This is a genomic window from Microvirga flavescens, assembly GCF_003290125.1.
Taxonomy (GTDB): domain Bacteria; phylum Pseudomonadota; class Alphaproteobacteria; order Rhizobiales; family Beijerinckiaceae; genus Microvirga; species Microvirga flavescens.
Window position 1 is genome coordinate 25,363 of record NZ_QMKH01000001.1, and the last position, 23,160, is coordinate 48,522.

Annotated in this window: 16 protein-coding genes and 1 pseudogene; 6 read left to right on the top strand and 11 right to left on the bottom strand. The window is 59.4% G+C overall.

What is annotated here, in order from left to right:
• The first annotated feature begins 4 nt into the window (after window positions 1-4).
• Both DQW91_RS00125 and DQW91_RS00130 read left to right on the top strand, forming a co-directional pair.
• Window positions 5-970, top strand: coding sequence for a ribose-phosphate diphosphokinase (locus DQW91_RS00125; RefSeq protein WP_245410848.1), 966 nt, complete (start codon window positions 5-7; stop codon window positions 968-970).
• A gap of 60 nt (window positions 971-1,030) precedes the next feature.
• A complete protein-coding gene (locus DQW91_RS00130; RefSeq protein WP_112661574.1) occupies window positions 1,031-1,438 on the top strand; it encodes a rhodanese-like domain-containing protein in 408 nt (135 codons plus the stop codon).
• Between the two features lie 6 nt (window positions 1,439-1,444).
• Here the strand turns inward: DQW91_RS00130 and DQW91_RS00135 are convergent, their stop codons facing one another.
• Complete coding sequence (locus tag DQW91_RS00135; protein ID WP_112661575.1) at window positions 1,445-1,906, bottom strand: Lrp/AsnC ligand binding domain-containing protein; 462 nt, start codon at window positions 1,904-1,906, stop codon at window positions 1,445-1,447.
• A 166-nt stretch (window positions 1,907-2,072) separates the two neighbouring features.
• Here DQW91_RS00135 and DQW91_RS16455 point away from each other — a divergent pair, with 166 nt between their 5' ends.
• The 3 genes from DQW91_RS16455 to DQW91_RS00145 all read left to right on the top strand — a co-directional run bounded on the left by DQW91_RS16455 (window position 2,073) and on the right by DQW91_RS00145 (window position 7,843).
• The gene (locus DQW91_RS16455) at window positions 2,073-2,225 is read left to right on the top strand and encodes a hypothetical protein (protein WP_157961279.1); all 153 of its coding nucleotides are present in this window, start codon (window positions 2,073-2,075) and stop codon (window positions 2,223-2,225) included.
• A 92-nt stretch (window positions 2,226-2,317) separates the two neighbouring features.
• Window positions 2,318-6,019 (top strand): trifunctional transcriptional regulator/proline dehydrogenase/L-glutamate gamma-semialdehyde dehydrogenase, encoded by a 3,702-nt coding sequence (gene putA, locus DQW91_RS00140; RefSeq protein ID WP_112661576.1) that lies wholly within the window; start codon window positions 2,318-2,320, stop codon window positions 6,017-6,019.
• 93 nt (window positions 6,020-6,112) lie between these two features.
• On the top strand, window positions 6,113-7,843 hold the full coding sequence (locus DQW91_RS00145; RefSeq protein ID WP_342633200.1) for a metallophosphoesterase family protein: 1,731 nt from the start codon (window positions 6,113-6,115) through the stop codon (window positions 7,841-7,843).
• A gap of 69 nt (window positions 7,844-7,912) precedes the next feature.
• Here the strand turns inward: DQW91_RS00145 and scpC are convergent.
• A pseudogene (gene scpC, locus DQW91_RS00150) lies at window positions 7,913-9,398 on the bottom strand (succinyl-CoA:acetate CoA-transferase ScpC).
• Window positions 9,399-9,729: 331 nt separating this feature from the next.
• Between scpC and DQW91_RS00155 the strand changes: the two are divergent.
• Entirely contained in the window at window positions 9,730-10,956 is a 1,227-nt protein-coding gene (locus DQW91_RS00155; protein WP_112661578.1) for a glycosyltransferase, read from the top strand.
• 82 nt (window positions 10,957-11,038) lie between these two features.
• On the opposite strand, the gene DQW91_RS00160 is transcribed toward DQW91_RS00155, so the two are convergent.
• From DQW91_RS00160 to DQW91_RS00200, 9 genes are all read right to left on the bottom strand, one after another.
• A complete protein-coding gene (locus DQW91_RS00160; protein WP_112661579.1) occupies window positions 11,039-11,293 on the bottom strand; it encodes a hypothetical protein in 255 nt (84 codons plus the stop codon).
• An 8-nt stretch (window positions 11,294-11,301) separates the two neighbouring features.
• Window positions 11,302-12,627, bottom strand: coding sequence for an HlyD family type I secretion periplasmic adaptor subunit (locus DQW91_RS00165; protein ID WP_112661580.1), 1,326 nt, complete (start codon window positions 12,625-12,627; stop codon window positions 11,302-11,304).
• Window positions 12,620-14,341 (bottom strand): type I secretion system permease/ATPase, encoded by a 1,722-nt coding sequence (locus tag DQW91_RS00170; protein ID WP_112661581.1) that lies wholly within the window; start codon window positions 14,339-14,341, stop codon window positions 12,620-12,622. Before DQW91_RS00170 ends, DQW91_RS00165 begins: the two co-directional genes overlap by 8 nt.
• 40 nt (window positions 14,342-14,381) lie before the next feature.
• Window positions 14,382-16,271 carry a hypothetical protein gene (locus DQW91_RS00175; RefSeq protein WP_157961281.1) on the bottom strand — a complete coding sequence of 630 codons (1,890 nt, stop codon included), beginning with the start codon at window positions 16,269-16,271 and terminating at the stop codon, window positions 14,382-14,384.
• 125 nt (window positions 16,272-16,396) lie between these two features.
• Entirely contained in the window at window positions 16,397-17,338 is a 942-nt protein-coding gene (locus tag DQW91_RS00180) for a calcium-binding protein (protein WP_198411732.1), read from the bottom strand.
• A 417-nt stretch (window positions 17,339-17,755) separates the two neighbouring features.
• A complete protein-coding gene (locus DQW91_RS00185; protein WP_112661584.1) occupies window positions 17,756-18,592 on the bottom strand; it encodes a polysaccharide pyruvyl transferase family protein in 837 nt (278 codons plus the stop codon).
• Complete coding sequence (locus DQW91_RS00190; RefSeq protein ID WP_112661585.1) at window positions 18,589-19,458, bottom strand: beta-1,6-N-acetylglucosaminyltransferase; 870 nt, start codon at window positions 19,456-19,458, stop codon at window positions 18,589-18,591. The genes DQW91_RS00185 and DQW91_RS00190 overlap by 4 nt, the downstream gene beginning before the upstream one ends.
• A 106-nt stretch (window positions 19,459-19,564) precedes the next feature.
• Window positions 19,565-20,845 (bottom strand): glycosyltransferase family 4 protein, encoded by a 1,281-nt coding sequence (locus DQW91_RS00195; protein WP_198411733.1) that lies wholly within the window; start codon window positions 20,843-20,845, stop codon window positions 19,565-19,567.
• A gap of 50 nt (window positions 20,846-20,895) precedes the next feature.
• Window positions 20,896-22,677, bottom strand: a complete 1,782-nt coding sequence (locus DQW91_RS00200) for a glycosyltransferase family 2 protein (RefSeq protein WP_157961282.1) — start codon at window positions 22,675-22,677, stop codon at window positions 20,896-20,898.
• Window positions 22,678-23,160: the final 483 nt, after the last annotated feature.

Sequence of the window (23,160 nt, forward strand, 5' to 3'; positions counted from 1 at the left end):
GACGATGATGACGACCGGTTCGGCACAGAAGCAGCCGCCGCTTCTCTTCGCCTTGAAGTCGGCGGCCGATTTCGGTGAGCGCATCGCGCGTCATCTCGGTCAAACACTGCAAAGCCACGAGGAACGCGACTTCGAGGATGGTGAACACAAGACCCGCCCCCTTATCGATGTGCGTGGCGGAAACGTTCAGGTGATCGCAGGGCTTCACGGCGGGGATGGCCAGAGCGTCAATGACCGGCTGTGCCGCCTTCTGTTTTTCGTGGGCGCGATGAAGGATGCAGGAGCTGCCCGCGTAACGGTTGTCGCTCCCTATCTCTGCTATGCCCGCAAGGACAGGCGGACGCAGCCGCATGACCCTGTCACGACGCGCTATATCGGCCAGCTCTTCGAGGCTGTTGGAACGGACGGACTGATAACGATGGAGGTTCACAATCTCGCAGCGTTTCAAAACGCCTTCCGCTGCAGCACGGTTCACCTCGATCCTTATGCTGTGTTCAGCCAGCACCTGAAGTCCCTTGCCGGCGATGCGCCGCTCGCGGTCGTCTCTCCCGATATCGGTGGCGCAAAGCGTGCGGAACTCTTCCGGCAGGCGCTTGAGAACGATCTTCAGCGCCCCGTCTCAAAAGCTCTTGCGGACAAACAGCGCAGCCTCGGGCGCATTTCGGGGGATCTTTTTGTCGGGGACGTGTCGGGCCGCATCGCGGTGATCCTGGACGATCTCATCAGCACCGGCTCCACGATGGAGCGTGTCGCGCGCCAATGCCGCCAGCATGGCGCGAGCCAAGTCTTCGTGATGGCGACGCACGGCGTCGGCGGGGTTTCCTCGCTCGCGAACCTCATGCAACCAACCATCGACAAAGTCATTCTGACGAATACGGTCCATCAGCCGCCGGATTTCGTTTCCGCAATGAGTGACCGGCTGACGATTCTCGACGTCTCCGACGTTTTCGCCAAGGCCCTTGAGGGTTGAGGTTTTCTATCGGTTCATGGAATGATCGCCGCGCGGCATGCAAGAAGAAGGACAAACCGGATGCCCTCCAAAATCACCTTGAGCAGTAAGCAGATGGTTGAAGCAGCGAACGCGGCCGTCCGGACCTTGCCGGTCGATGAAGCGATTGCGCTTGCGAACGATCCCGATGTCGTCTTCGTGGACCTGCGCGATCCGCGCGAACTGGCGCGCGAGGGCAAGATCCCCGGAGCATTCCATTGTCCGCGCGGCATGCTCGAATTCTGGATCGATCCCGAAAGCCCGTATGCGAAGCCGATCTTTCAAGAGGACAAGACCTTCGTGTTCTACTGCGCCTCCGGCTGGCGCTCAGCTCTCTCCACCAAGACCGCGCAGGACATGGGGCTCTCTCCCGTCGCCCATATCCAGGGAGGATTCACCGCGTGGAAGAATGCCGGCGGCAGGACGGAGACGATCGAGGCGAAGCCTTAAGCGCACCTAGAGAGGCAGAGGTCCGTCGTTCTTGACCTCCTCCATCACCGCATAGGTACGCGTTTCCTTGACGCCGGGGAGGGAGAGAAGAACATCGCCCAGGAAGCGGCGATAGGTGGTCATGTCGGCAAGGCGCGTCTTGATGAGGTAATCGAACCCGCCTGCTACCATGTGGCATTCCAGCACCTCCGGGGCGCGCTGCACCGCTTTCGCGAAATCGTCGAAGACATCGGGGGTCGTCTTGTCCAACAGAACCTCGATGAACACCAAAAGGCCGAACCCGAGACGATGCGGGTCGAGCCTCGCTCCGAAGCCGACGATATAGCCGTCCTTCTGCAGGCGCTTCAGGCGGTCGCTCGTTGCCGTCGGCGAGAGCCCGATCCTCTCAGCGAGTTCGTTATTGGCGATACGCCCCTCCACCTGAAGGATGCCGAGGATCCGCCGGTCAATTTTATCGATCTCTGTCATTTACTCGGTAAATCTGAATTTTTCCGTATTTTATCCGGTGGAAACACAAAATCAACTGTCGAAATCCGGAAACACCCCTCTTAGTCTGCAGGCCGGACCGGAAGGCCGGGATGGATCAAGTCCTGCCCCGGACAAACCGGCGACGCTTCCCTTCGATGGAGAGCATATGGACGGGGTGTTCTATTCCCATGAGATCGCCGCCGATCTTCCGGCGAGCAGCCTCGCCTCACGCAAACTGAGCAGCCAGGAACAAAGACTGTTCGTCGTATTTGGTTTGCTGACGAGCCGGGAACAGCCAAGACCCCAAAAACCCAAGTGACCTCGCCTGCAAGCAGCAGATTGCCCACATCATGAGTCGGGCGTCTGCGCCGGGCCCATAACAACATCGCAATCGACTTTTCAGAGCGAACCATGAGCACGACCGCCAAGATTCAGTCTCTCTCCTCAGCCGAGCCGCACAGCCCCTTCGTGTCCTTCGCCCCTCCCATTCGCCCGCAGAGCGAATTGCGCAAGCGCATCACGGATGCGTATCGCCGCCCCGAGCCGGAATGCCTCCCCGGTCTCATCGAAGCGGCAACGCTGCCTGCGGAGACGGTGGAGGCGGCGGCCGCCGTTGCATCGAAGCTTGTCGAAACGCTGCGCTCGAAGAGCCAAGGCGGCGCCGTTCAGGGACTCGTTCGCGAGTATGCGCTTTCCAGCCAGGAGGGCGTCGCGCTCATGTGTCTGGCCGAAGCGCTCCTGCGCATTCCCGACGCCGCCACGCGCGATGCTCTCATTCGCGACAAGATCGCGCCGGGCGACTGGCGCTCGCATCTCGGCAACAGCCCGTCCCTGTTCGTCAATGCCGCGACCTGGGGGCTGATGGTCACCGGCAAGCTGACATCGGCTGCAAGTGAGCAGGATCTTGCCTCCGCCCTCACGCGCCTTGTAGCGCGCTGCGGCGAGCCCGTCATCCGCAAGGGCGTGGACATCGCCATGCGCCTGATGGGCGAAGAGTTCGTCAAAGGGCAAACCATCGACGAAGCCATCGAGAAGAGCCGGAAATTCGAGGCGGAAGGTTTTCGCTATTCCTATGACATGCTCGGCGAAGCGGCCACCACCGCTGAAGACGCCGCGCGCTACTACAAGGATTACGAGACCGCGATCCACGCCATCGGCAAAGCTTCGGCAGGGCGCGGCATTTACAAGGGCCCCGGAATCTCCATCAAGCTTTCGGCCCTGCATCCGCGCTACTCCCGCGCGCAAGCCGACAGGGTCATGGGCGGATTGCTGCCGAAGGTGAAGGCGCTGGCGCTGCTCTCGCGGCGCTATGATATCGGCCTCAACATCGATGCAGAGGAAGCCGACCGACTGGAGATCTCTCTCGACCTCATGGAAGAGCTCTGCTTCGATCCCGATCTCGCCGGCTGGAACGGCATCGGCTTCGTGGTGCAGGCCTACGGCAAGCGCTGCCCCGCCGTCATCGACTTCCTGATCGATCTGGCGCGGCGCAGCCGTCACCGCCTGATGGTGCGGCTGGTGAAGGGCGCTTATTGGGATGCGGAAATCAAGCGCGCGCAGGTCGATGGCCTCGAAGACTTCCCCGTCTACACGCGCAAGGTCTATACGGACGTTTCCTATGTCGCCTGCGCACGCAAGCTTCTTGGTGCGCCGGATGCGATCTTCCCGCAATTCGCCACGCACAATGCACTGACCCTCGCCACCATTCTGAAGATGGCGGGGGACGATTATCATCTTGAGCAATACGAGTTCCAGTGCCTGCACGGAATGGGCGAACCGCTCTATGAAGAAGTTGTCGGCGAGAAGAAACTCGGCCGACCGTGCCGCATCTATGCTCCTGTTGGCACGCATGAGACATTGCTCGCCTATCTTGTGCGGCGTCTTCTCGAGAACGGCGCCAACAGCTCGTTCGTCAATCGCATCGCGGACAAGAACGTTCCCGTCAGCGATCTTGTCGCGAACCCCGTCGATGTCGCGAGAAGCATCGTTCCGCTTGGTGCGCCCCATCTCAAGATCGCCCTGCCAAAGGATCTCTATGGCAGCGCACGGAAAAATTCATCCGGCATCGATCTCTCCAACGAAAATGAACTGGCGGCATTGTCGCGTGCACTGGTCGCAAGCGCCGACGTCGCCTGGTCCGCACGCCCGCTCACGGCTGATGGTGAAGGCGGCGGCCCCGCGCAGCCGGTTCTCAACCCCGCCGATCAGCGCGATCAGGCCGGCACCGTCATCGAAGCATCTCCCGATGTGATCGCAAGCGCCTTCCGGCACGCTGCAGCGGCGGCGAAACGCTGGGCCGAGACGCCCGCCGCCGAACGCGTCGATCACCTCAACCGCGCGGCGGACATCATGCAGGGGCGTATGCTCACGCTCATGGGGCTGATTGTCCGCGAGGCCGGAAAGTCGATTCCAAATTCGATTGCCGAAGTGCGCGAGGCCATCGACTTCCTCCGCTACTACGCGGCTCAAGCCCGCGATTCCTTCAAGCCGGAAACGCACCAGCCCGTTGGTCCTGTCGTGTGCATCAGCCCGTGGAATTTTCCTCTGGCGATCTTCACCGGCCAGATCGCGGCGGCCCTTGCCGCCGGCAATCCAGTTCTCGCCAAGCCCGCCGAGGAAACGCCGCTCATTGCCGCACAGGCCGTGCGCATCCTGCGAGAAGCTGGAATTCCCGCGGATGTGATCCAGCTCCTGCCCGGTGCCGGAGATGTCGGCGCGGCGCTCGTCGCGAACGCTGAAACGCGCGCCGTCATGTTCACCGGTTCGACCGAAGTTGCGCGATTGATTCAGCGCCAGCTCGCGGATCGCCTTTCTCCCTCCGGCCACCCCATTCCTCTCATCGCCGAAACCGGCGGCCAGAATGCGATGATCGTCGATTCATCGGCGCTCGCAGAGCAGGTTGTCGGCGATGTCATATCCTCTGCCTTCGACAGCGCGGGACAGCGTTGCTCGGCTCTGCGCATTCTGTGCTTGCAAGAGGAGATCGCGGACCGCACGCTCACCATGCTGAAGGGCGCCGTGCATGAATTGCGCATCGGCAATCCAGACCGGCTCTCGACGGATATCGGCCCCGTCATCACGAAGGAGGCGCAGCAAAACATCGCCAAGCATGTGCAGACAATGGCCGCTCTGGGCCATCAGGTCGAAGCCGCGTCTCTTCCTGAAGAGGCGCAGCACGGCACCTTCCTTGCACCCACCTTCATCGAAGTCGAAAACCTGAACGACGTGAAGCGGGAGGTCTTCGGCCCCGTTCTTCACGTCATGCGTTATCGCCGTGAGAATCTCGACGCCCTCATCGATGAGATCAACGGGAAGGGATACGGCCTGACGTTCGGCCTCCACACGCGCATTGACGAGACCGTCGAGCGTGTCACGAGCCGCATCGAAGCGGGTAATCTCTACATCAACCGCAACATCATCGGCGCGATCGTCGGCGTTCAGCCGTTCGGTGGGCGAGGCCTGTCGGGCACAGGCCCGAAGGCAGGCGGGCCGCTCTACATGCTGCGCCTTCTGAGCAAGCGCCCGAAGGTCGGCCTTGCCCAGAGCCCTTCGGAGACATTGCTTGCGCCCGCGCGCGCCTATCGCGACTGGCTGGCCGCCAACGGCCATGCATCGGAGGCAAAGCGCGCGGAGAGCTATCTCGCCCGCTCGCCGCTCGGCATCTCCACGGAGCTGCCCGGCCCGGTCGGTGAGCGCAACGTCTATACGACAAGCAAGCGCGGCCGTGTCCTGCTTTATCCTGAGACCGAGACCGGCCTGTTGATCCAGATCGCGGCGGCGCTTGCTACCGGCAACGAGATCGAGGTCGACGCACCTCCCAGCCTCACAGGCATCGTGAACAGCTTGCCGGCGTCCCTCAAGGCCCGCATCTCGACAGCCCGAGGCGGAACCGTTGTCGCCGCCCTGGTGGAGGGAGATGCTGCCCGTGTGAGAGAAATCAACGGGCGCATTGCCGGGCTCGAAGGCCCCATCGCCCTCGTGCAAGGGGCCTCAAGCGAAGGGCTGGCGTCAGGCGCCGAAGATTATTGCCTCGACTGGCTGATCGAGGAAACGTCCATCAGCACCAACACGGCGGCAGCGGGCGGCAACGCGAGCCTGATGACGATCGGTTGACGAAACAGGATTGACGCCTTCGAGCGGCCATGCGGGTATCTTCCCCGGAGGCCGCTCATGGAACCTGTTTCGGAACCAGTCTCGGACCCTATCTTGGACCCTCGCAAAGGCGACGTCGAAGACGACGCGTCGAGCACGAAGCGCCGCTCCATGCTCTCCCTCGCGGGCAGCCTGCTGGCGGAAATCAGCCTGCCCAAGCTCGCCCTCGCCTGGTTTCTCCTCATTGGCCTGCCTTGCCTTCTGCTCGGGGTCGCGCCGCTGCTCGCTTCGATCTGGCTCGGCACGATCTCAAGCAAGGCCTCGGCCCTGTTCACCGGCATCTGGCCCGCCCTGCTCCTCGCGACGTTCGCCGCCCTCGGATGGTTCGGCGGGCGGCCTCTGTGGCGGATGGCGGAAAGCAATTTCTGGTCCCTGAATTCGCTCGCGGTGCAGCCCGCTTATGTGCTCTGCCGTGAGGGCCTTCGACAACTCGTCGAGAATCTGCTGCCATCCGGAACCGTGAAACGGCGACGCTCCGTCATACAGGCGCTGACCGCCGCTCTTGCGGGCCTCATCGTCTCGAGCCTCGCGCTATGGGTCGCCTTGCTGATCTGGCCCGCATCGCGCTGGACAGGGCGTCTTGCGGATTTGGGCGCCCCGACCGACCTTATCCTTGCCGCACTGGCGAATAGCATCGTTCTCATCGCAGGTTATCTTGCCGCGGCGGCCCTGATTTGGGGCCTCGCCGATGCCTTGATGGATCAGCCGCATGATCTCGATGCGTTTCATCCTGAGCCCGCAACCGGCCGGACATGGCGCGTCGTTCACCTGTCGGACATTCACACCGTCGGCGAGCGCTTCGGATTCCGGATCGAGAGCGGGCGGTCCGGTCCCAGCGGCAATCACAGACTCAAACAGGTCTTCGCGACACTGGATCGAATCCACGCGCAAAGCCCACTCGACATCATTCTCATCACGGGAGACTTGACCGATGCCGGCCGCTCGGCGGAATGGAGCGAGTTCTTCGACGCGCTCACGCCTTATCCGCATCTGGCGGAGCGTGTGCTGGCTCTCCCCGGAAACCACGACGTCAACGTCGTCGACCGAGCAAACCCGGCGCGGCTCGACCTGCCGACGAGCCCCAACAAGCGGCTGCGACAATTGCGTACGATCTCAGCCTTGGGTGCACTGCAAGGTGCGCGCGTGCAGATTGCCGACAAAGAAACGGGCGACTTCGGCGGCACCTTGAACAAAGCTCTCTCGTCATATCGCAATGACATGAAGACCTTTGCCGATCAGGGGTCCTTTCGCTTGTCATGGCCTCTTTCGGAACTGTGGGCGTCCGTCTTTCCGATGGTCCAGCCACCGGAAACGGAAGACGGTCTTGGCGTCATCGTTCTGAACTCGAACGCAGAGACCCATTTCTCCTTCACAAATGCTCTTGGCCTCGTCTCGATAGAACAGATCCACGCGATGGAAGCTGCGATGTCGCGATACCCCCACGCGGCATGGATCATCGCTCTTCATCACCATCTGGTCGAATATCCAAGACCCGTGAAAGCGCTCTCCGAGCGCATCGGAACGGCCCTCATCAACGGCAGCTGGTTCGTTCGCCACTTACGGCGCTTTTCGGGAAAGGCGCTCGTCATGCATGGCCATCGCCATGTCGACTGGATTGGAAAATGCGGCGATCTCCTTATCGTCTCAGCACCGTCCCCCGTCATGGAGGCAACCGATGATGAAGAAACCTATTTCTACATCCACACTATGTTGCGTGACAGCGAAGGCCACCTCGCGCTGATGAAGCCGCAACGCATTTACCTCTCCGGAAAGAGAGCACCCTGATCGCTTGAGGAGCAATTAGATAACGACCAATTCCGAAGCACGCTACGGCGGCGGCGAACGCTCGTAACCTCACTTCGCAGGAAGCATCGTTCCGCCCTGCTGCGCGCGGGTGTGCCAGGAGAACGCCTCTTCCAGAATATGGGGCGTGTGCCCACCGCGCTGCGCCGCGCGCTTGAAGTAATCCGCCGCCAGCTCCCGATAGGCCGGGTGTACACAATTGCGAATGATCAACGGCGCTCGTTCGCGCGGCGCAAGGCCTCGAAGATCGGCAAGCCCGTTCTCGGTGACGATCACATCGACATCGTGCTCGTTGTGATCCACATGCGTGACCATCGGCACGATGCGGGACAACGCTCCATCCTTGGCGAGCGACTTCGTGACGAAGATACCGAGATAGGCGTTGCGCGCGAAATCGCCGGAACCGCCGATGCCGTTCATCATGTGCGTGCGTGGAGTTCACGTTGCCATAGATGTCGCATTCCAGCGCGGTGTTGATGCCGATCACGCCGAGCCGGCGGATGACCTCCGGATGGTTGCTGATCTCCTGCGGACGCAGGATCATCCGGTCCTTGTAGCGCCCGATATGCTGAATGACGCGGTCGTGGTAGTTCGGCCCCAGCGTGATTGAGGAACCGGAGGCAAAGACCAGCTTTCCTGAATCGAACAGCTCGAACGTGCTGTCCTGCAGCACCTCGCTATACATCTTCAGGTCATGAAACGGGCTGTCGATGAGGCCGTGCAGAACCGCGTTCGCAATGGTGCCGATGCCGGCCTGCAAGGGAGCGAGCGTCGTGTCGAGCCGCCCTTTGCGCACCTCATGTTGAAAGAATTCGATGAGATGCCCGGCGATGGCGGAGGTCTCCGCATCCGGCGGCTCGATCAGGGAGACGCTGTCGGCTTTTTGCGTGACGACGATGGCCGCGATCTTCGCCGGGTCCAGCGGGATGAAGGGCAATCCGGCGCGGCTCTCGGGCGCAATGACGGGAATGGGCTGGCGATACGGACGCCGCGTGGGAATATAGATATCGTGCAGCCCTTCGAGTTCGAGAGGCTGCGCGAGATTGATTTCGACGATGACCTTCTCGGCGAGGATTGCGAACGTCGCCGAGTTTCCGATGGAGGTCGTCGGGACGAGACCGCCATCCTCCGTGATCGCCGCCGCCTCAACGATAGCGAAGTCGATGGGCCCCATCTGCCCGGAGCGGAGCAGTTCGACCGTTTCGGAAAGGTGCTGATCGATGAACATCACCTCGCCGCGGTTGATGGCAGCGCGAAGGGTCGGGTCGCCCTGGAAGGGAAGACGCCGGGCCAGAACGCCGGCCTGCGTCAGCGTCTTGTCGACATCGCTCCCGAGGGAGGCCCCGGTCATCAGCGTAATCTTCAGGGGCTCGTTTGCCGCCCGCTCCGCGAGAGCCAGCGGAACGGCCTTCGCATCGCCGGCACGGGTGAACCCGCTCATGCCGATGATCATGCCATCCTTGATGAGACGCGCCGCTTCCTCGGGTGAAACCACCTTGTCACGCAACGATGTGCGGCGGATACGGTCACTGTGCATCGATTTTCTCCAAGCGTCCTATCATTTATAGGCAACGGCGCCTCGTTCGGACCGACCGGACAGGGATCTGACCTGCACCCACTGGTTACGCATTTTTCGGAACGCTGCCTCGTCGAGCCGCTCAATCCTCTCCTGCCGCCACCGCATGGCTCGCATTTCACTAGGATTTCTTTAGCAAGGGCGCCTTGATCCCGGTCAAAAACGATCAGTGCATCACCGCCATTGAACAAGACCGCTTTGCACTGTTAGATCAAAACGTGAATTTCTCCCCCGCAAGCCGCATGCGCTTCTGGTTTGGCGGGCTTTGCAGTCGTTTTCTTGAGACGTGGTGATGCCGAACGTTCTTTTCCTGCACCAGAATTTCCCGGGACAATACAAGCTGCTCGCGGAGGAGCTGAGCCTGCGGGACAATTTCAAGGTCGTCGCCCTCGGGCAGGGAACCCCGTTCGGCTTCGAACTCGGCAATGTCGAGTATGTCGGCTACAGCTCGCGCCCCGACCCGAACGCCGACCTGTTTCCGCCCCTGACGTTCTTCTCCGAGCAGGTCAGGCGTGGCGACGCGGTGCGATGGCAGTTGATGGAGCTGAAGGAAAGGGGCTTCACGCCGGATCTCTGCTTCGTGCATCCCGGCTGGGGAGAGGCCCTGTTCTTGCGGGATGTGTTTCCGGAATCGAAGCTCGTCTCCTATCTCGAATACGGCTACCGCAACAGCGGGAGCGAGCTTGAGTTCGACCCGGAGTTTCCGGCCCCACCGTCGGATCTGAATTACGTCTCCCTGCGCAATCTGCCCTCGTGGCAGGCGGCGGCCGTCTCGGACGCGCTTGTCTCGCCTACTCGCTGGCAAGCCGGAACCTTTCCCCCTGCCCTCGCAGGCCGGATCACGGTGATCCACGAAGGGATCGATACGTCAGTGGCGGCGCCTGCAGCACCTTCTCCAGTCGTGCTTCCTTCCGGCGCGACGCTTCGGGAGGGCCAACCGCTCATCACTTATGTCGCACGATCGCTGGAGCCTTATCGGGGCTTTCACACATTCATGCGCGCGCTTCCAAGGCTGCTCGAAATTCTACCCGATGCGCATGTCGCCATCGTCGGCAAGGAGCCGCCGAGCTACGGCAGGAATCCGCCGGAGGGTGGAACCTGGAAGCAGAGAATGCTGAAGGAAGTCGGCGACGACATCGACACTGAGCGCGTCCACTTCTTCGGGACCTTGCCTTATCCGGAGCTCATCAATCTTTTCCGGCGCTCATCCGCTCACGTCTACCTGACTTACCCGTTCGTATTGTCCTGGTCGCTCATCGACGCGATGGCCTGCGGCTGCGCCATCGTCGCGTCCGCCACCGAGCCGGTGGAGGAGGTCATCCGCGACGGGGAGAACGGCTTACTGGCGGATTTCTTCGACCATCAAGCCCTCGCGGAAAAACTCGCGCTTGTCGTTGATGACCAAAATTTGCGTCAACGCCTCTCGAAGAACGCTCGCCAGACAGCCGTCTCACAGTTCGATTTCAAGACCGTCGCCCTGCCAGCTTATGAGAAACTCATAGCGGATCTTCTGGCCTGAAATAAAAAGGGACGCACGAGCGTCCCTTTGAGCGGATTGCATCAGGAGCGCAAATTGCGCGCTCCCGAACCATCGTGATCCATCACCGCTTTGTAGCGCGCGCCTTGTCGGCCTTTGCGGGGGAAGACACTTCCACCTTCTCACCCTTCACAACCTTCAGGCAATCGGCATAGGCGTTCAAAAGCCAGGCGCGGTCGAACACGACGCCCGTTCCCTGCTCGATCTGAGCGAGGTTGCGCAGAAGAGCGAAGGCAACGAGCTCGGGGCTGTCCCCTTCCAGATTGATCGCGCGGCCGCTTGCGCTGTCCGCGTTCTGTCCTGTGCGTCCGTTGGACATGGTGTCTCCTATTGTTCCTTAAGAGCGAAATCGTAAATCTTGAAAACGGGATCGAGGAAATAAGCCAGGATCGTGCGCTTGCCGGTTTCGATCGTCACCTGAGCCGGCATGCCCGGCGTCAAGGTAACGCCATTGGCATCCAGGTCCTTCTGCTGGACGCGGATCACACCTTTGTAGAAGGTCTTGTTGGTGCCCTTCTCTTCGAACAGATCGGCAGAGACCTTCTCAAGCTTTCCGGTAATCGCCTTTTGATAACGCTGGCGATAAGGCAGAAAGTGGATGCTTGCGCTCTGGCCTGGTTGAACGCGCTTGATGTCCGTTGGCTCGATGTCGACTGAAACGACCATCTGGTCGTTCGCAGGTACGATTTCGAGCGCCGTCTGGCCAGGGGTGAGCGCAGCACCGGGGCCGAACACCGCCAGGCCGTAGACATAGCCCGCCTCGGGAGCGACGATAATGCTCTGCTCGATCCGCCTCAAGGCCCAGACCAGACGCGGCTCGATCTCGGCAAGGCGCGCGTCGTTCTCCGCACCTTCCTTGGCGATGCCTTCGAGGCGCTCCTTGGTCAATTGCGTAATCTGAATCTCAGCGGCACTGATCTTGTCGTTCTCGGCTGAGATAAGACCATTGAGGGCTTCGATATCGCCATGAAGCGCCGCAGCGGTCCGCTCAAGCGCGAGGGTCCGCGGCCGAGCGATCAGGCCTCTTTCCTGCAAAGGACGCAATGATGCGAGTTCGTCGTCGACGCTATCGAGTTGAATCTGCGCAGCCTTCACACGGCCATGAATTCCCGCAATCTGGCGGCGGCTCCCCTCGATCTGCTGTTTGAGAAGACTGATCTGCCCGAGATAGGCGGACAAACGCGCGTTCAGGAGCGCCGTCTCCTGCTGCTGCATCATCTGAATCTGCGGCTCGTTCCGGCGTTCCAGCAGCTGCTGGGGAATGGCGATCTGGGTCGCCTCCGCGCGTTCGGCCTGCAAGCGTGCTGTGCGAAACAGCGCGGCATCACGGCCGGAGGACAGAACGTCAGCCTCAGCCTTGGCGTCGGCCAGGTCGAGCTGCAAAAGCTTCTGGCCCTTTTCGACAAGCTGCCCTTCGCGCACGAAGACCGTTCCGATGGAGCCGCCCTCGCGATGCTGGATGGCCTTTCGATTGCCCTCGACGGTCACCCGGCCCGAAGTAATTGCAGCGCTCGCGACCGACATGACGGACGACCATCCGGCCACCGCAAGCAGAAGAGCAAGAGCCGCCGCGCCGCCGACGACAGCGGGGCCGATGGCTGAATCAGAATAGGAGCTCATGGCTTCGCTGAGCAGGGATGTGGACTTAGCCATTGGCCTGGCTCACTTGCTTGACGACGGTAGGTCGACCGAGTTGTTGAAACACTTCCGTCGTGCTTCCGAAGCTGACGAGTTCGCCTTCGCGCAATACGGCAGCATGGTCGAGATGGTGCACCAGGTTTGGACGGTGCGTGATGAGAATGACCGTGCATCCATCTTCCTTCAGAGCCTGCACGCAAGAGACCAGCGCTTCCTCGCCGGGACCATCGAGATTGGAATTCGGCTCGTCGAGAACGACGAAGCTCGGTTTTCCAATGATGGCCCGTGCCAGCGCAATCAACTGACGTTGTCCGCCCGAGAAGGTCATGTTTTCATCGAGCACGGTCTCGTAGCCCTTCGGGAGACGAAGGACGAGATCGTGCACCCGAGCCTTTTTCGCGGCCTCAACGATTTCTTCATCGGAGAAGCGCCCGAAACGGCCGATGTTATCGGCGACGGTTCCAGGAAGCAGACTGACGTTCTGGGGAAGATACCCGATGAATTCACCGAGCCGATCATCGCCCCATTGCTGCAGTTCGGCACCATCGACACGAACCGCGCCGCTGCTCGGACGCAGGCTACCCGTAAGAACACGGGCAAGCGTCGTTTTGCCCGAACCGTTCAAGCCGATGAGCCCAAGGGTATGGCCCGGTTCGAGATTAAACCCGATGCGGCGCAAAACGGGCTTGTCCGCTCCCGGCGGAACATAGACGAGATCACGCACAGTGATCATTCCGAGGGGTTTGGGCAGGTGCAGATTGATCTCGGGCTCCTGCACCTTGCTGAGCACGGCATCGATGCGGCGCATCGACTCGCGGATCGGCGGGTAGTCGTCCCAGGCCGCGACGAACTGGTCGACCGGCTTCATGGCGAACTGGAAGATCAGGATTGCCGCGAAGACGAGGCCCGCCGGGATATGCCCGTTGATGACCTGCACCGCGCCCGTCGCCATGATCGCGCCCTGCATCAGAATGCGGGCAGAGCCGAGGAACGATGAGAAGACCACGCCGCGCCCGCTCGCGATGAGCTGCTCGTGAATGGCCTTGTCGCGCTCGCGACGCCAGCGCGCGATCACCGCATTCAGCATACCGAGTCCGACGACGGCCTCTGCCGCGCGCGTCACCGAATCCCCGAAGTACTGCGAGGAATTGCCCACGACGTTCGCGTTGACGAGCGCGCGCTTGGTCATCGCCGTATTGGCGAAGGTTGCGATTGCGGAAATGACCATGCAGATCGTAGCCACAACGCCAATCGCGGGATCGACCACGATGATGATGCCGAGGAAGAGAAAGCCCCACGGAACGTCCAAGGCAGCTAGAGCGCCCTTGCCCGTTGCAAACTGCCGGAAGCTATCGAGGTCGCGCAGCAATTGCGCATTTGCGGCGCCATGCCCGCTCGCGGAGCGGCGAACGGCGATTCGGAAGAGACGATCGGAGAGGCGCCGCTCAATTCTTGCAGAGGCCCGGACAAGAAGAATGCCGCGCACCCATTGGAAGACCGCCTTGGTGCCAACGGCCAGAAGAAGACCGATGAACAAGGCGACGAGCGTCTCCCAGCTCTTGCCTGGAATGACGCGGTCATAGATCTGATAGAGGAAGACCGGATAGGCGAGGAGCAGCATGTTGACCAGCGTGTCAAAAACGGCAGCCAACACGAAATGCTGACGGCACGCTCTCAGAGCTGCCCTAACGTCGCCGTCTGTATAAGCTTGATGATCTTTGTTGTTCATCGGTCAATTCAGCAAAAAAATCTTGGAAACTTGTACGTGATCAGGCCCCGGCACGCCGGCGCATCCTGATGAGCTTATGCTTTGAAGATGAAACGGATTCATACAGCTTTTGCAAGCCATATAAATCAACGATCTCTTCGAAACGGTCATGTTGGTCTTCTGAGCCACAGTTCCCGAAGCCCATCTCCGTTGAGAAGACGACCTCACCCTGCCCGTCGGCTCGAAGGGCCAGCGCGAGGATGTAGGCTTCAAGGGTGAACACCTTGATCGCCTCGGCGATAGCGGCGTCCAGGCGTGTCGTGACAAGCGCTGCACCGAGAGCGAAATGGTCAATCCCCTCCATCTGGAGAGGATGAAATTTCTCGAACAGCTGCTCGACCGTTTCCGCCTCGTTCACATCCTGTGATGCGCTCCACCCCAAAAGGAGGCCGGTGCGCCCTTTTCTGGCGCGCACGAGAGCCGATGAAAGCCAACCGCTCTGACGCGGGACAGTCCCCGCCCGGCACAGCACCCGCGGAAGCTGCCGGCCGAACGAGTATTGAGCCGCGAGCGCCTCCGACACGCCGGAGCCGAAACAGGCGAGCCGAAGGGAAATGCCGAAGAGTGTCGCCCAGGACCGCGCATGCTCCGTCAGCGGCGCGACGAGACTTCTGTCGAAGCAACAAATCGTGATTTCACAGGTCACATTGCCGAGCGTCAGCGACAACCCGATCATCGTTCGGTGAAGGGCCTCAATATCACGCTGGGCGAAAACGAGGATCTCCACCTGTGGCTCGATGCTCTCGCCGAACTCTGCCTTGTGAACGAGGCTCGCAATTGCAGGAACGACAGGTGCGGCGGCAATAGGATGCAGAACGCGCGTGAAGAGTCCCTGATCGACGAAAGTGACGGGATAAAACTCGCGAGCAAGGTTTTCAGCGGAGCGTTCCGTGGCTTCGGTCTCCCGAACCCAGGCGGAGTAGCGTTCACCACTGTGGTTCCAGCTCAGGTGATAGCAGCCGTTCAGGATAAGGTCGGTTGCTTCGATGATAAACTGAGTACGCGTTGCGCCATCGCCAAGCGACTCGGTCTCACAGGCCGTCACCGCAATGTCTGCATGTCCCTCGTTTCCGAAGGCCCGAATCTCGAATTGAGGATCGCTCAGAACAGGACCGGGCAGGTCCACGAAGAACGCGATGCCGTCATTTGGCAGGCGGACGCAACCGCGAACGCGATGAACGTCGTCGCCGGAGACCAATTCAGCCGTCTTTCTGCAAAGCCCACCAGCCAATTCCGCAAAAGATGGTGACGCCCCCATTCCAAGCCGGTCGAGCGCATCGAGGAAAAGTGGATCATCGGCCGAAGATTGCAGGCGCGCGCCCGTGGCTGGCACCTCCTGCGGCGCGGAAAGAACCGTTCGGACGAGGTTCCCGCCGATGTCGAGATAAATATGCGCCGGGTGCATTTCGGGCAGCCAAAAACGGCAGCGCCCAGAGTGCGAACAGAGAAAGACCGGAGAGGCGTTCAGCAGCCCCTGCATTGAGACGACATAGCCATCGCGCACATCATCTCCGTCAGGCGTATCGACCTCGACGATCAGTCCCTCGGGGAAATTCGCGATGATCCGGCTTGGAGCCTGCCAGGCGCTGATGAAGGAGAGGTAACGTTCAAGGACACGCGGAGGGTCGTCCTCACGGATAAAGCGGCCTGCGATGAATTTGAGAACGCGGCGCGTGTTGGGATGATCCCATTCCGCAAGACGCACGGGTACGTTAGCGAGCCCCGTCTCATCCGCAGGTGCGTGGAAGGCGACGTCGCACACAGCCCCATCGCGCAATCCACGTCCCTCGACAAGAAGGACTTCGATCGTATTGCCGGGCTGGAAAAGCTTCTTGCGCTCGAGGACGTCGAAGGATCGTCCGTCGACGGAAAGGCTGGCGACCGACGGCATGTTCGGGGCCGACCACCAAAGGTAAGCCAAATCGTCCGAATGCGGGACGAGAAAAAGAGAAGAGGCTGCCTCCTCGCCGCTAGGCAGGGGAGGCAGCCTCTTTGATCCGTTACCGGACATCGGCCTCAGAAGTGGAAGAACGAAGCTTTCACCTCGTTCGGGTTGAAGCCGAGGAGCTTGAAGGTCGTGCCGTCTTCCTTGACCGTCACGATGGTGTTGCCCTTGCCGTCGCTGGCGAGATCAAGACCCGCGAACTTCGTGTTGTGAGCAGCAGTACCGGAAAGGTCGATGACGTCCTTATCCTTGGCGCTGAAGTCGGCGATGGTGTCGATATCGCCGGCATTGCCCTTTTCCATCACGAACTTGTCGCGGCCAGCGCCACCCTTGAGGTAGTCGGAGCCTACGCCGCCGGTCAGCGTGTCGTTGCCAACGCCGCCGAGGAGCTTGTCGTCGCCAGCGCCGCCGAACAGCTTGTCATTGCCGACCATGCCGTCGAGCTGATCGTTGCCGGCATCGCCATAGAGGCTGTCATTGCCGATGCCGCCGTAGAGCTTGTCGTTGCCTTCGCCGCCGTAGATCTGGTCGTTACCAGCATCGCCGAACAGCGAGTCGTTGCCTGCGCCGCCGCTGACATAGTCATTGCCTTCGCCGCCATAGATCTTGTCGTCGCCGGCATCGCCGAACAGCTTGTCGTTGCCGGCATCGCCGAACAGCGAATCGTTGCCGTCACCGCCCGAAACCACGTCGTTGCCGAGGCCGGCCTTGATCGTGTTCTTGCCGGCATTGCCGACGATGCTGTCGGCAAGGGCGCTGCCCTTGACGGTCGCATTCGCGCTTCCGGTCACGAGGACGCCACGGAAACCCGTGCCCGCGATGTCGATGCTCTTGGCGGTCTGAACGATGTCGTAGCCCTTAGCGGCGCCCGTGATCTTCGCCAGCTTATCGTTGGCGCCGAGGATCACGAGGTCGGAGGCCTTCGTGCCCTTGACGATCTGGGCGGAAGCCTTGGCGCTCGCATCATTTACGACGAGATTCGCGTTCTTCGAACCACCGGGAATGTTCTTCAAAATGTGTGTAAGCGCCTCAGAAGAGGCCTTATTTTCAAAAAATGCACCAGCAACAGTTGCCATAGATTTTACCCCCAAGGGGCCTACCGCCCCATTCGCGTGAATAGACTAACATTACACGTGCGTCTCGGGTAACACGCAACAGAATTCTATTTCAAGTCTATTCTGCTGACCCAAGGAAACTTTTTTGAACAGCGCTCCCCTCAAGCACCATGATCGAGGGAGGCTTGTGTTAATTGATCGCAAAATAGCGACCATGTTTCCTATCGGACTAACCAGGAAATCTGCTTGCGGAGCAAAAAGCCAAATACACTGCATTCAGAAGTTACTCTAAGAGTAAAAAACCTTAGCACTCAATGATGATTGAATAATTCTAGAACCAAAGTGAAGAGATAATTTTCGCTTACTAGCTAAAACCTATAAATTCACTTTTTCTAAACCCATTAATTGCATACTAGAGAATTTCTCTCTTAATGAAAATCTGAAAATATCGCTATTTTTTCCATAATTATTGTCGAACAACTCGACATCAATTCCAACAAGACTGGCTGCGACACTTACATGAAGGCGATCGGTGCGAACCAGATCGAACCCCGCAACGCTCATGAGAAACAAAACCGCGTTCGCATAAATATCGGTTTTCTCGCTTATTCTTGGATGGACGAGTTCGGACAGATCGATGGAATCCGAGGCACTCGCAGCAGATGAAGAGCGTTCCGTATCGCCCCGAAAAGCGTTGAGTACTCGCCTCGCGCCAGGATTCCGCGCGCGAATTTTCGCGTGGTATTCAAGAATGCCGGCAAGCAACGGGTCGGAGAGATCCAGGGAGAGCGCCATGTCGTCCGCAGCAAGCACATCGACCTGAGAGAAGCTCGAGGCATAATCAAACGACTTCTGATCGCGGCAGAAGAGAGTGATATTTGGGCAGGAGCGCCAGAATTCTTCATGCCCACGCACCGTTTGCGGCAGGACCACGACCGGCTGACCGAGGCTGAGCAGAAACCGAAGGCAATCGATCCCTCCTTGATAGAGATCGACGAAGCTGCCCCCTCCGCCGTAGATGAGAACGTCCTTCTCAGAGACCGTCTCCCTGCCGCCGTGCATGAACTCCCAGTTCAGGCCGCTTCGATCGAGGCTTTGAACGGTGCCGGCGGCGATCAGGTTATCCCCGAGGTTCCCGCCATTCGGCATATAGCGATAGCGGCGATCCGTACCAAAGCGCTCTCTCAGGAACTCGATGGGATTATGCTTCATTGATTCAACTCTAGAATTGCGCTGAGAAAAGCGTCATCCGGCACCACTTTACGGATGAACAACCTGCCATTGATAAGATCGGGCTTCAGTTCGTCGATCCGCGAAAAGACAAATGGCTTTGGATCTCTGGCAAAATCGTAAACCATCCCCGTCCCGGGGATCGCACGGTCCGCCTCAACAAGCCGGCGTGTCAACGTTTGAAAAACGATCTCGTCCGGGATGGCCGAAAACTCAAACGACTCTCGCAAATTCGCATCGTCATGCAAGCATGCCAGACATTCCTGCAGGATATCCCGCGGCAAAGTCCACCATTGGCTACCGGCATAAATCGAAAGCTGGCTCTTTCCCCGTTCCATGAGACGCCGAAGCCTTTCATACCGGTCGAAGTCCGATAATTGAATATAACGCTCCTCCACCGCAAGGTAGCGCGGAGAACCATGCGCGCAGTCGAAATCGAAAAACCGCGAATACCGCGGGTAATGCGCGTGCTCGGGCCCGATAGCCCATGTATCTATCCGAAGAGGCTGCGTAGAAATCGCTTCGTAGAGCTTACGGTCTGCAAGTAGCGGGAAACTGTCGTCGGACACGAGTGAAAAGGCGAAGTGAGCCTCATCCTTCAGAGCCTCGTTCGCCAGGATCTCAGTTGCCCGGATCATGTTGAAACCGCCCCAGAAAATCGGGAGCCTGTTCTCCACGAAGCGAACGTGCTCCGGCATAGGCTCATCACCCAGATACGCCGCCATGTCGCGACGCGCATCCAGGTGCACATAGAATCTGTACCGCTCAGGATCAAATTCACGCGCGAACTTACGCAGTGAACCGACCTGCGCATTCGCCAAGACAAGGATTGCTATCGTCTTTTTCACGTGGAGCTTCTATCTGTTGTGTCAACGAGCATGCTCACTCCGGGAAAGCAAAGCCGTTCCTCAAGCATGTAAGTTGCCTCATCGTTCTCTCGGTGAATGTGTTGGCTCACATCTTGTGGGAACGATCTTCGTAGATCGTCCGGTGATGCGAAAAATGCTCTTCGTCAGCCTTTGCGCGAGCCAACGCGAGAGCGTCAAGGCGAGACTGCGCGGGGCGGATACTGCGGCTCACAAGCTTGCGGATTAATTCAGCCAGAGCCCCCGGGCTCCGAGCGGGAAAGAGGAGATCGACTTCCTTATCGATCTTCTCAGCCATGCCGCCGATGTTGGAGCAAATCAGAGGGCGCCCCGCCATCCGTGCCTCCTGGATGACGACGGGCGAATTTTCCCACCAGATCGAGGGGACGACGATCCAATCGCAAGCGGACATGAGATCGCTGACATCCTCATTGCGATAGCTGCCCATCTGCCTGACGACGCCCTTCATCTCCACCAGGAGTTCGTCGACACGCTTTCCAAATTCCGTTTCTGTGAAGTGCTTGTTTTCGCCGTGAATGCGGATCTCGATCCGAGAGAGAAGCTCTTCGGGCAGCATCGAAGCGGCCTGAAGCAGGATGTCGATTCCCTTGAACGGATTGATCTGACCGAAATATCCAAAAACGAGAGTCTTCTCGGAATCGTCGATATCGTCGAGCAGCCCTTGCGAGACACTCGCCATCCGGTCATGGCCACGGCGCATCACCTGCTCGTCCAGCAGGTTCTCGATGACGTCAATGCGCTCCCCCGGTATCCCCCATTCCACATAACGCCTCTTGAGGAATTCGCTCGGTGAAACGAACCGATCGACGTTGTCGAGAAACGATTTAAGGATCGTATTGCGAACGAAGAACTTTCCTGCCGACACCGTCGGGAAACACAGGCCGCATTCGGCGGGCGAGGCGGCATAGCACAGACGCCCGTCCACTTTTATCATCTGGCCGAAATTCGTGCAGATCGCAGCGTATTCGTGGAAGGTGAACACGACACGCACGCCCGCCTTCCTGAACAGCTCGAAAATCTCGATGCCCCAAAACACGAAATGATGGATATGAACGACGTCCGGCTTGATGGTGTCGATAAGCTCCGTCACAAGCTGCTTCAACACATCATAGCTCAAGCTCTGGAACGTAAAGCCATCCACCGGCGGCGGAGAAATCAGGATCTCATCACGCCGTCCGCGGAAGCTTCCGAAATAGGCGCTGTGCCCTATCGCGCTGTGCTCCGCGCGCGCTACGAAGACCACCTGCTCAATTGCGGGATCCTGCTTCATCCTTTGGAAGAGCGAATAAGCGGCGCGCTCCGCACCGCCGGCTCCAAGCTCAGGATGTCCGTGTGCGAGAACAATCATTCGCATTTGAAAATTCCTAATTCAGAAAACTGCCAGAAGGAAAAGGGGGATCACCCCTTCGCCTTGACCTTGCTGCCGAGAGCTGCCCCTCGGCGGGCTTTTTGCTGTGCCGGCACGATACGATGAACACGCCGCTGCCTGCCGCTCCCCGCCGTTTCGGCAAGACGGTTCGCCCACCGCTCGTTGAACTCGACGCAGTTCATGTATGTCACCATGCCGCGCAAGTCCTGGCTTCCCATGTTCGGAATGGACTGCCGCTCAAGGTGATAAAGGCCGGCGCTGACATGAAGCTCGATATCGGCGCCCATGGCTGCCGCACGCAAACAGAGATCGGCATCTTCGAAGTCGCCACGCTCATAGACGGTATCAAAACCGCCCAGTTTTCCGAAAAGAGGCGAGGAAATTCCCAGCAACGCCGCCGTGACGGCGGGAACTTGTCGCACGAGATCCCCATCGTAGAGAGAAAACGGCAGTCCTTTCATGGGGTGGTCGGCGAGGTGCAGATTTCCGACGAGAGAGGATTTCGGGAACGACATCCCCATGTGTTGGATGGTGTCGTCCTCGTAGAGAAGTGAAAACCCGACAACCACCTCGGGCTCGCCATTCGATGCCCTCTCCCGAATGGTTTCGGCCGCGCGTTTTAGAGGCGCAGCATCCATGACCATGATGTCCGAGTTCATCAGGAAAAGAACATCGCCGGAAGCCGCCATGAAGCCAAGATTGTTGGCTCGCCCATAGCCGTAATTCTCGACATTCTGCAGCAGTGTCGTCGGGATCGTGATGGACGTGCTGCGGCTCGTCAGTCCAGTGTAAATCTCGGGCCAGATCCGGGGATCGTCTACGACGATCACAAGCTCGAAACTGTCATCCAGAACGCGCTGCAGGTGATGGACACAATTGAGAAAGAATGCATCGCCGTAGAACGGGATGATGATGGATGCGAGACGCCGCCCATCACTCGGCAGAGCCGGACCGAAATGGAACTTCCTTGCCTGAGCCGCAGCCTTCGGCACGGAAAGAACAGGCCGATAAAAGCGGTCGATATCCTCCTTGGGCAAAGCCTGAATATCGCCGGCATTGTTGCGGACCATATTCAGGGCTTCGGTTTCATTCCGCTCGAAATTGGTTTGAACCGGCCCGTAGAACGTGGCTGTAGCCCCGTTTCCTGAGATCTCGAGGAAGTATATTTCCCTTGCGCTCTCTTCATCGGCAACAGGTGCCACCGCAAAAAAACCATGCTCGTTCGACGCCGCAGTCAGTGCGTCAGCTTTGCGAAGATGTTCGTGCACATCACGGCGCGGCTTAATCGCAATCGATGAGCGAAAGACACAGGATCGCAGATCTCCCGACACGAGATGGATGGCGCGCTCCGAAAGGTTCGCAATCCAACCCTCAAGCACAACAGCACTGCCGGACATAACCGTACGATCCAGGTAGAACGGGCCGAAAGCGCTTGCGGGCTTGACCTGGATCGACGCGCCGAGCAACGTGGCAAGCTCCTCACGCCCCGCCTTCCGGCAAGCCGCCGATATGAGTCCGGCGACATTCGATGCGGCCAGTTGCGGCAGGTCGATTTGCGTCAAGGGCAGGGTTCCCTGAAACGCGGCATCGCCGCGACCCTGCAACAGGACCTGAAGGGGCTGCTTACGGCTGAGCTGGGCCGTCGCTGGAGAGTTCGCGAAGACGGCGAGATATGTGCGCAAGGTCTTCTGCGGACTCTCGACATCACGGGCGCGCAGCTTGGTCGCCTGCTTCTTGCCCGCTGTCTTGGCGCCTTTCGCCGGTGCGGGAGCGGGCGTTGCCACGACTTCCATCCAATCGGCTGACGGCATGGAAAACAGCAAGCCGTCTTGGGAGATGTCTATCCGCTCGGGAAGAGGAGTATTACGCTGCTGCTCCACACGGATCAAGGCAACAAGAACTGCGCAAAACTCAAATATTCCATCCACACGGGCAATCATTGCGGGCACGCTGTATTTTTTCAAGAATTACGAAGGTATCTCAAGCCTGAATCAGAAAGAGACGGCCGAGAACAACTTATAAAGGTTATTCTCTTTCGAAATTGTAATTTCACGTCAAGTCATTTCTAGCGATTTGTCATGTGCGCAGCCCACTTCGCACTCACACGAGAGCGCCTGCAAATGGCCGCCGAACCCGGAGCTGGGTCTCCGCTCGGTAGGTGCGCAGGACTTCGCAAATTTGCGGCTGCAGATGAACTATTGAGCGAAATCAATGTCGATTCGGCAGGTTCTCCCTACTCTCCCCTGCGATCAGCGAAGCAACGCCGCCGCTGGCGCATCATGCGAGAGCCCGAG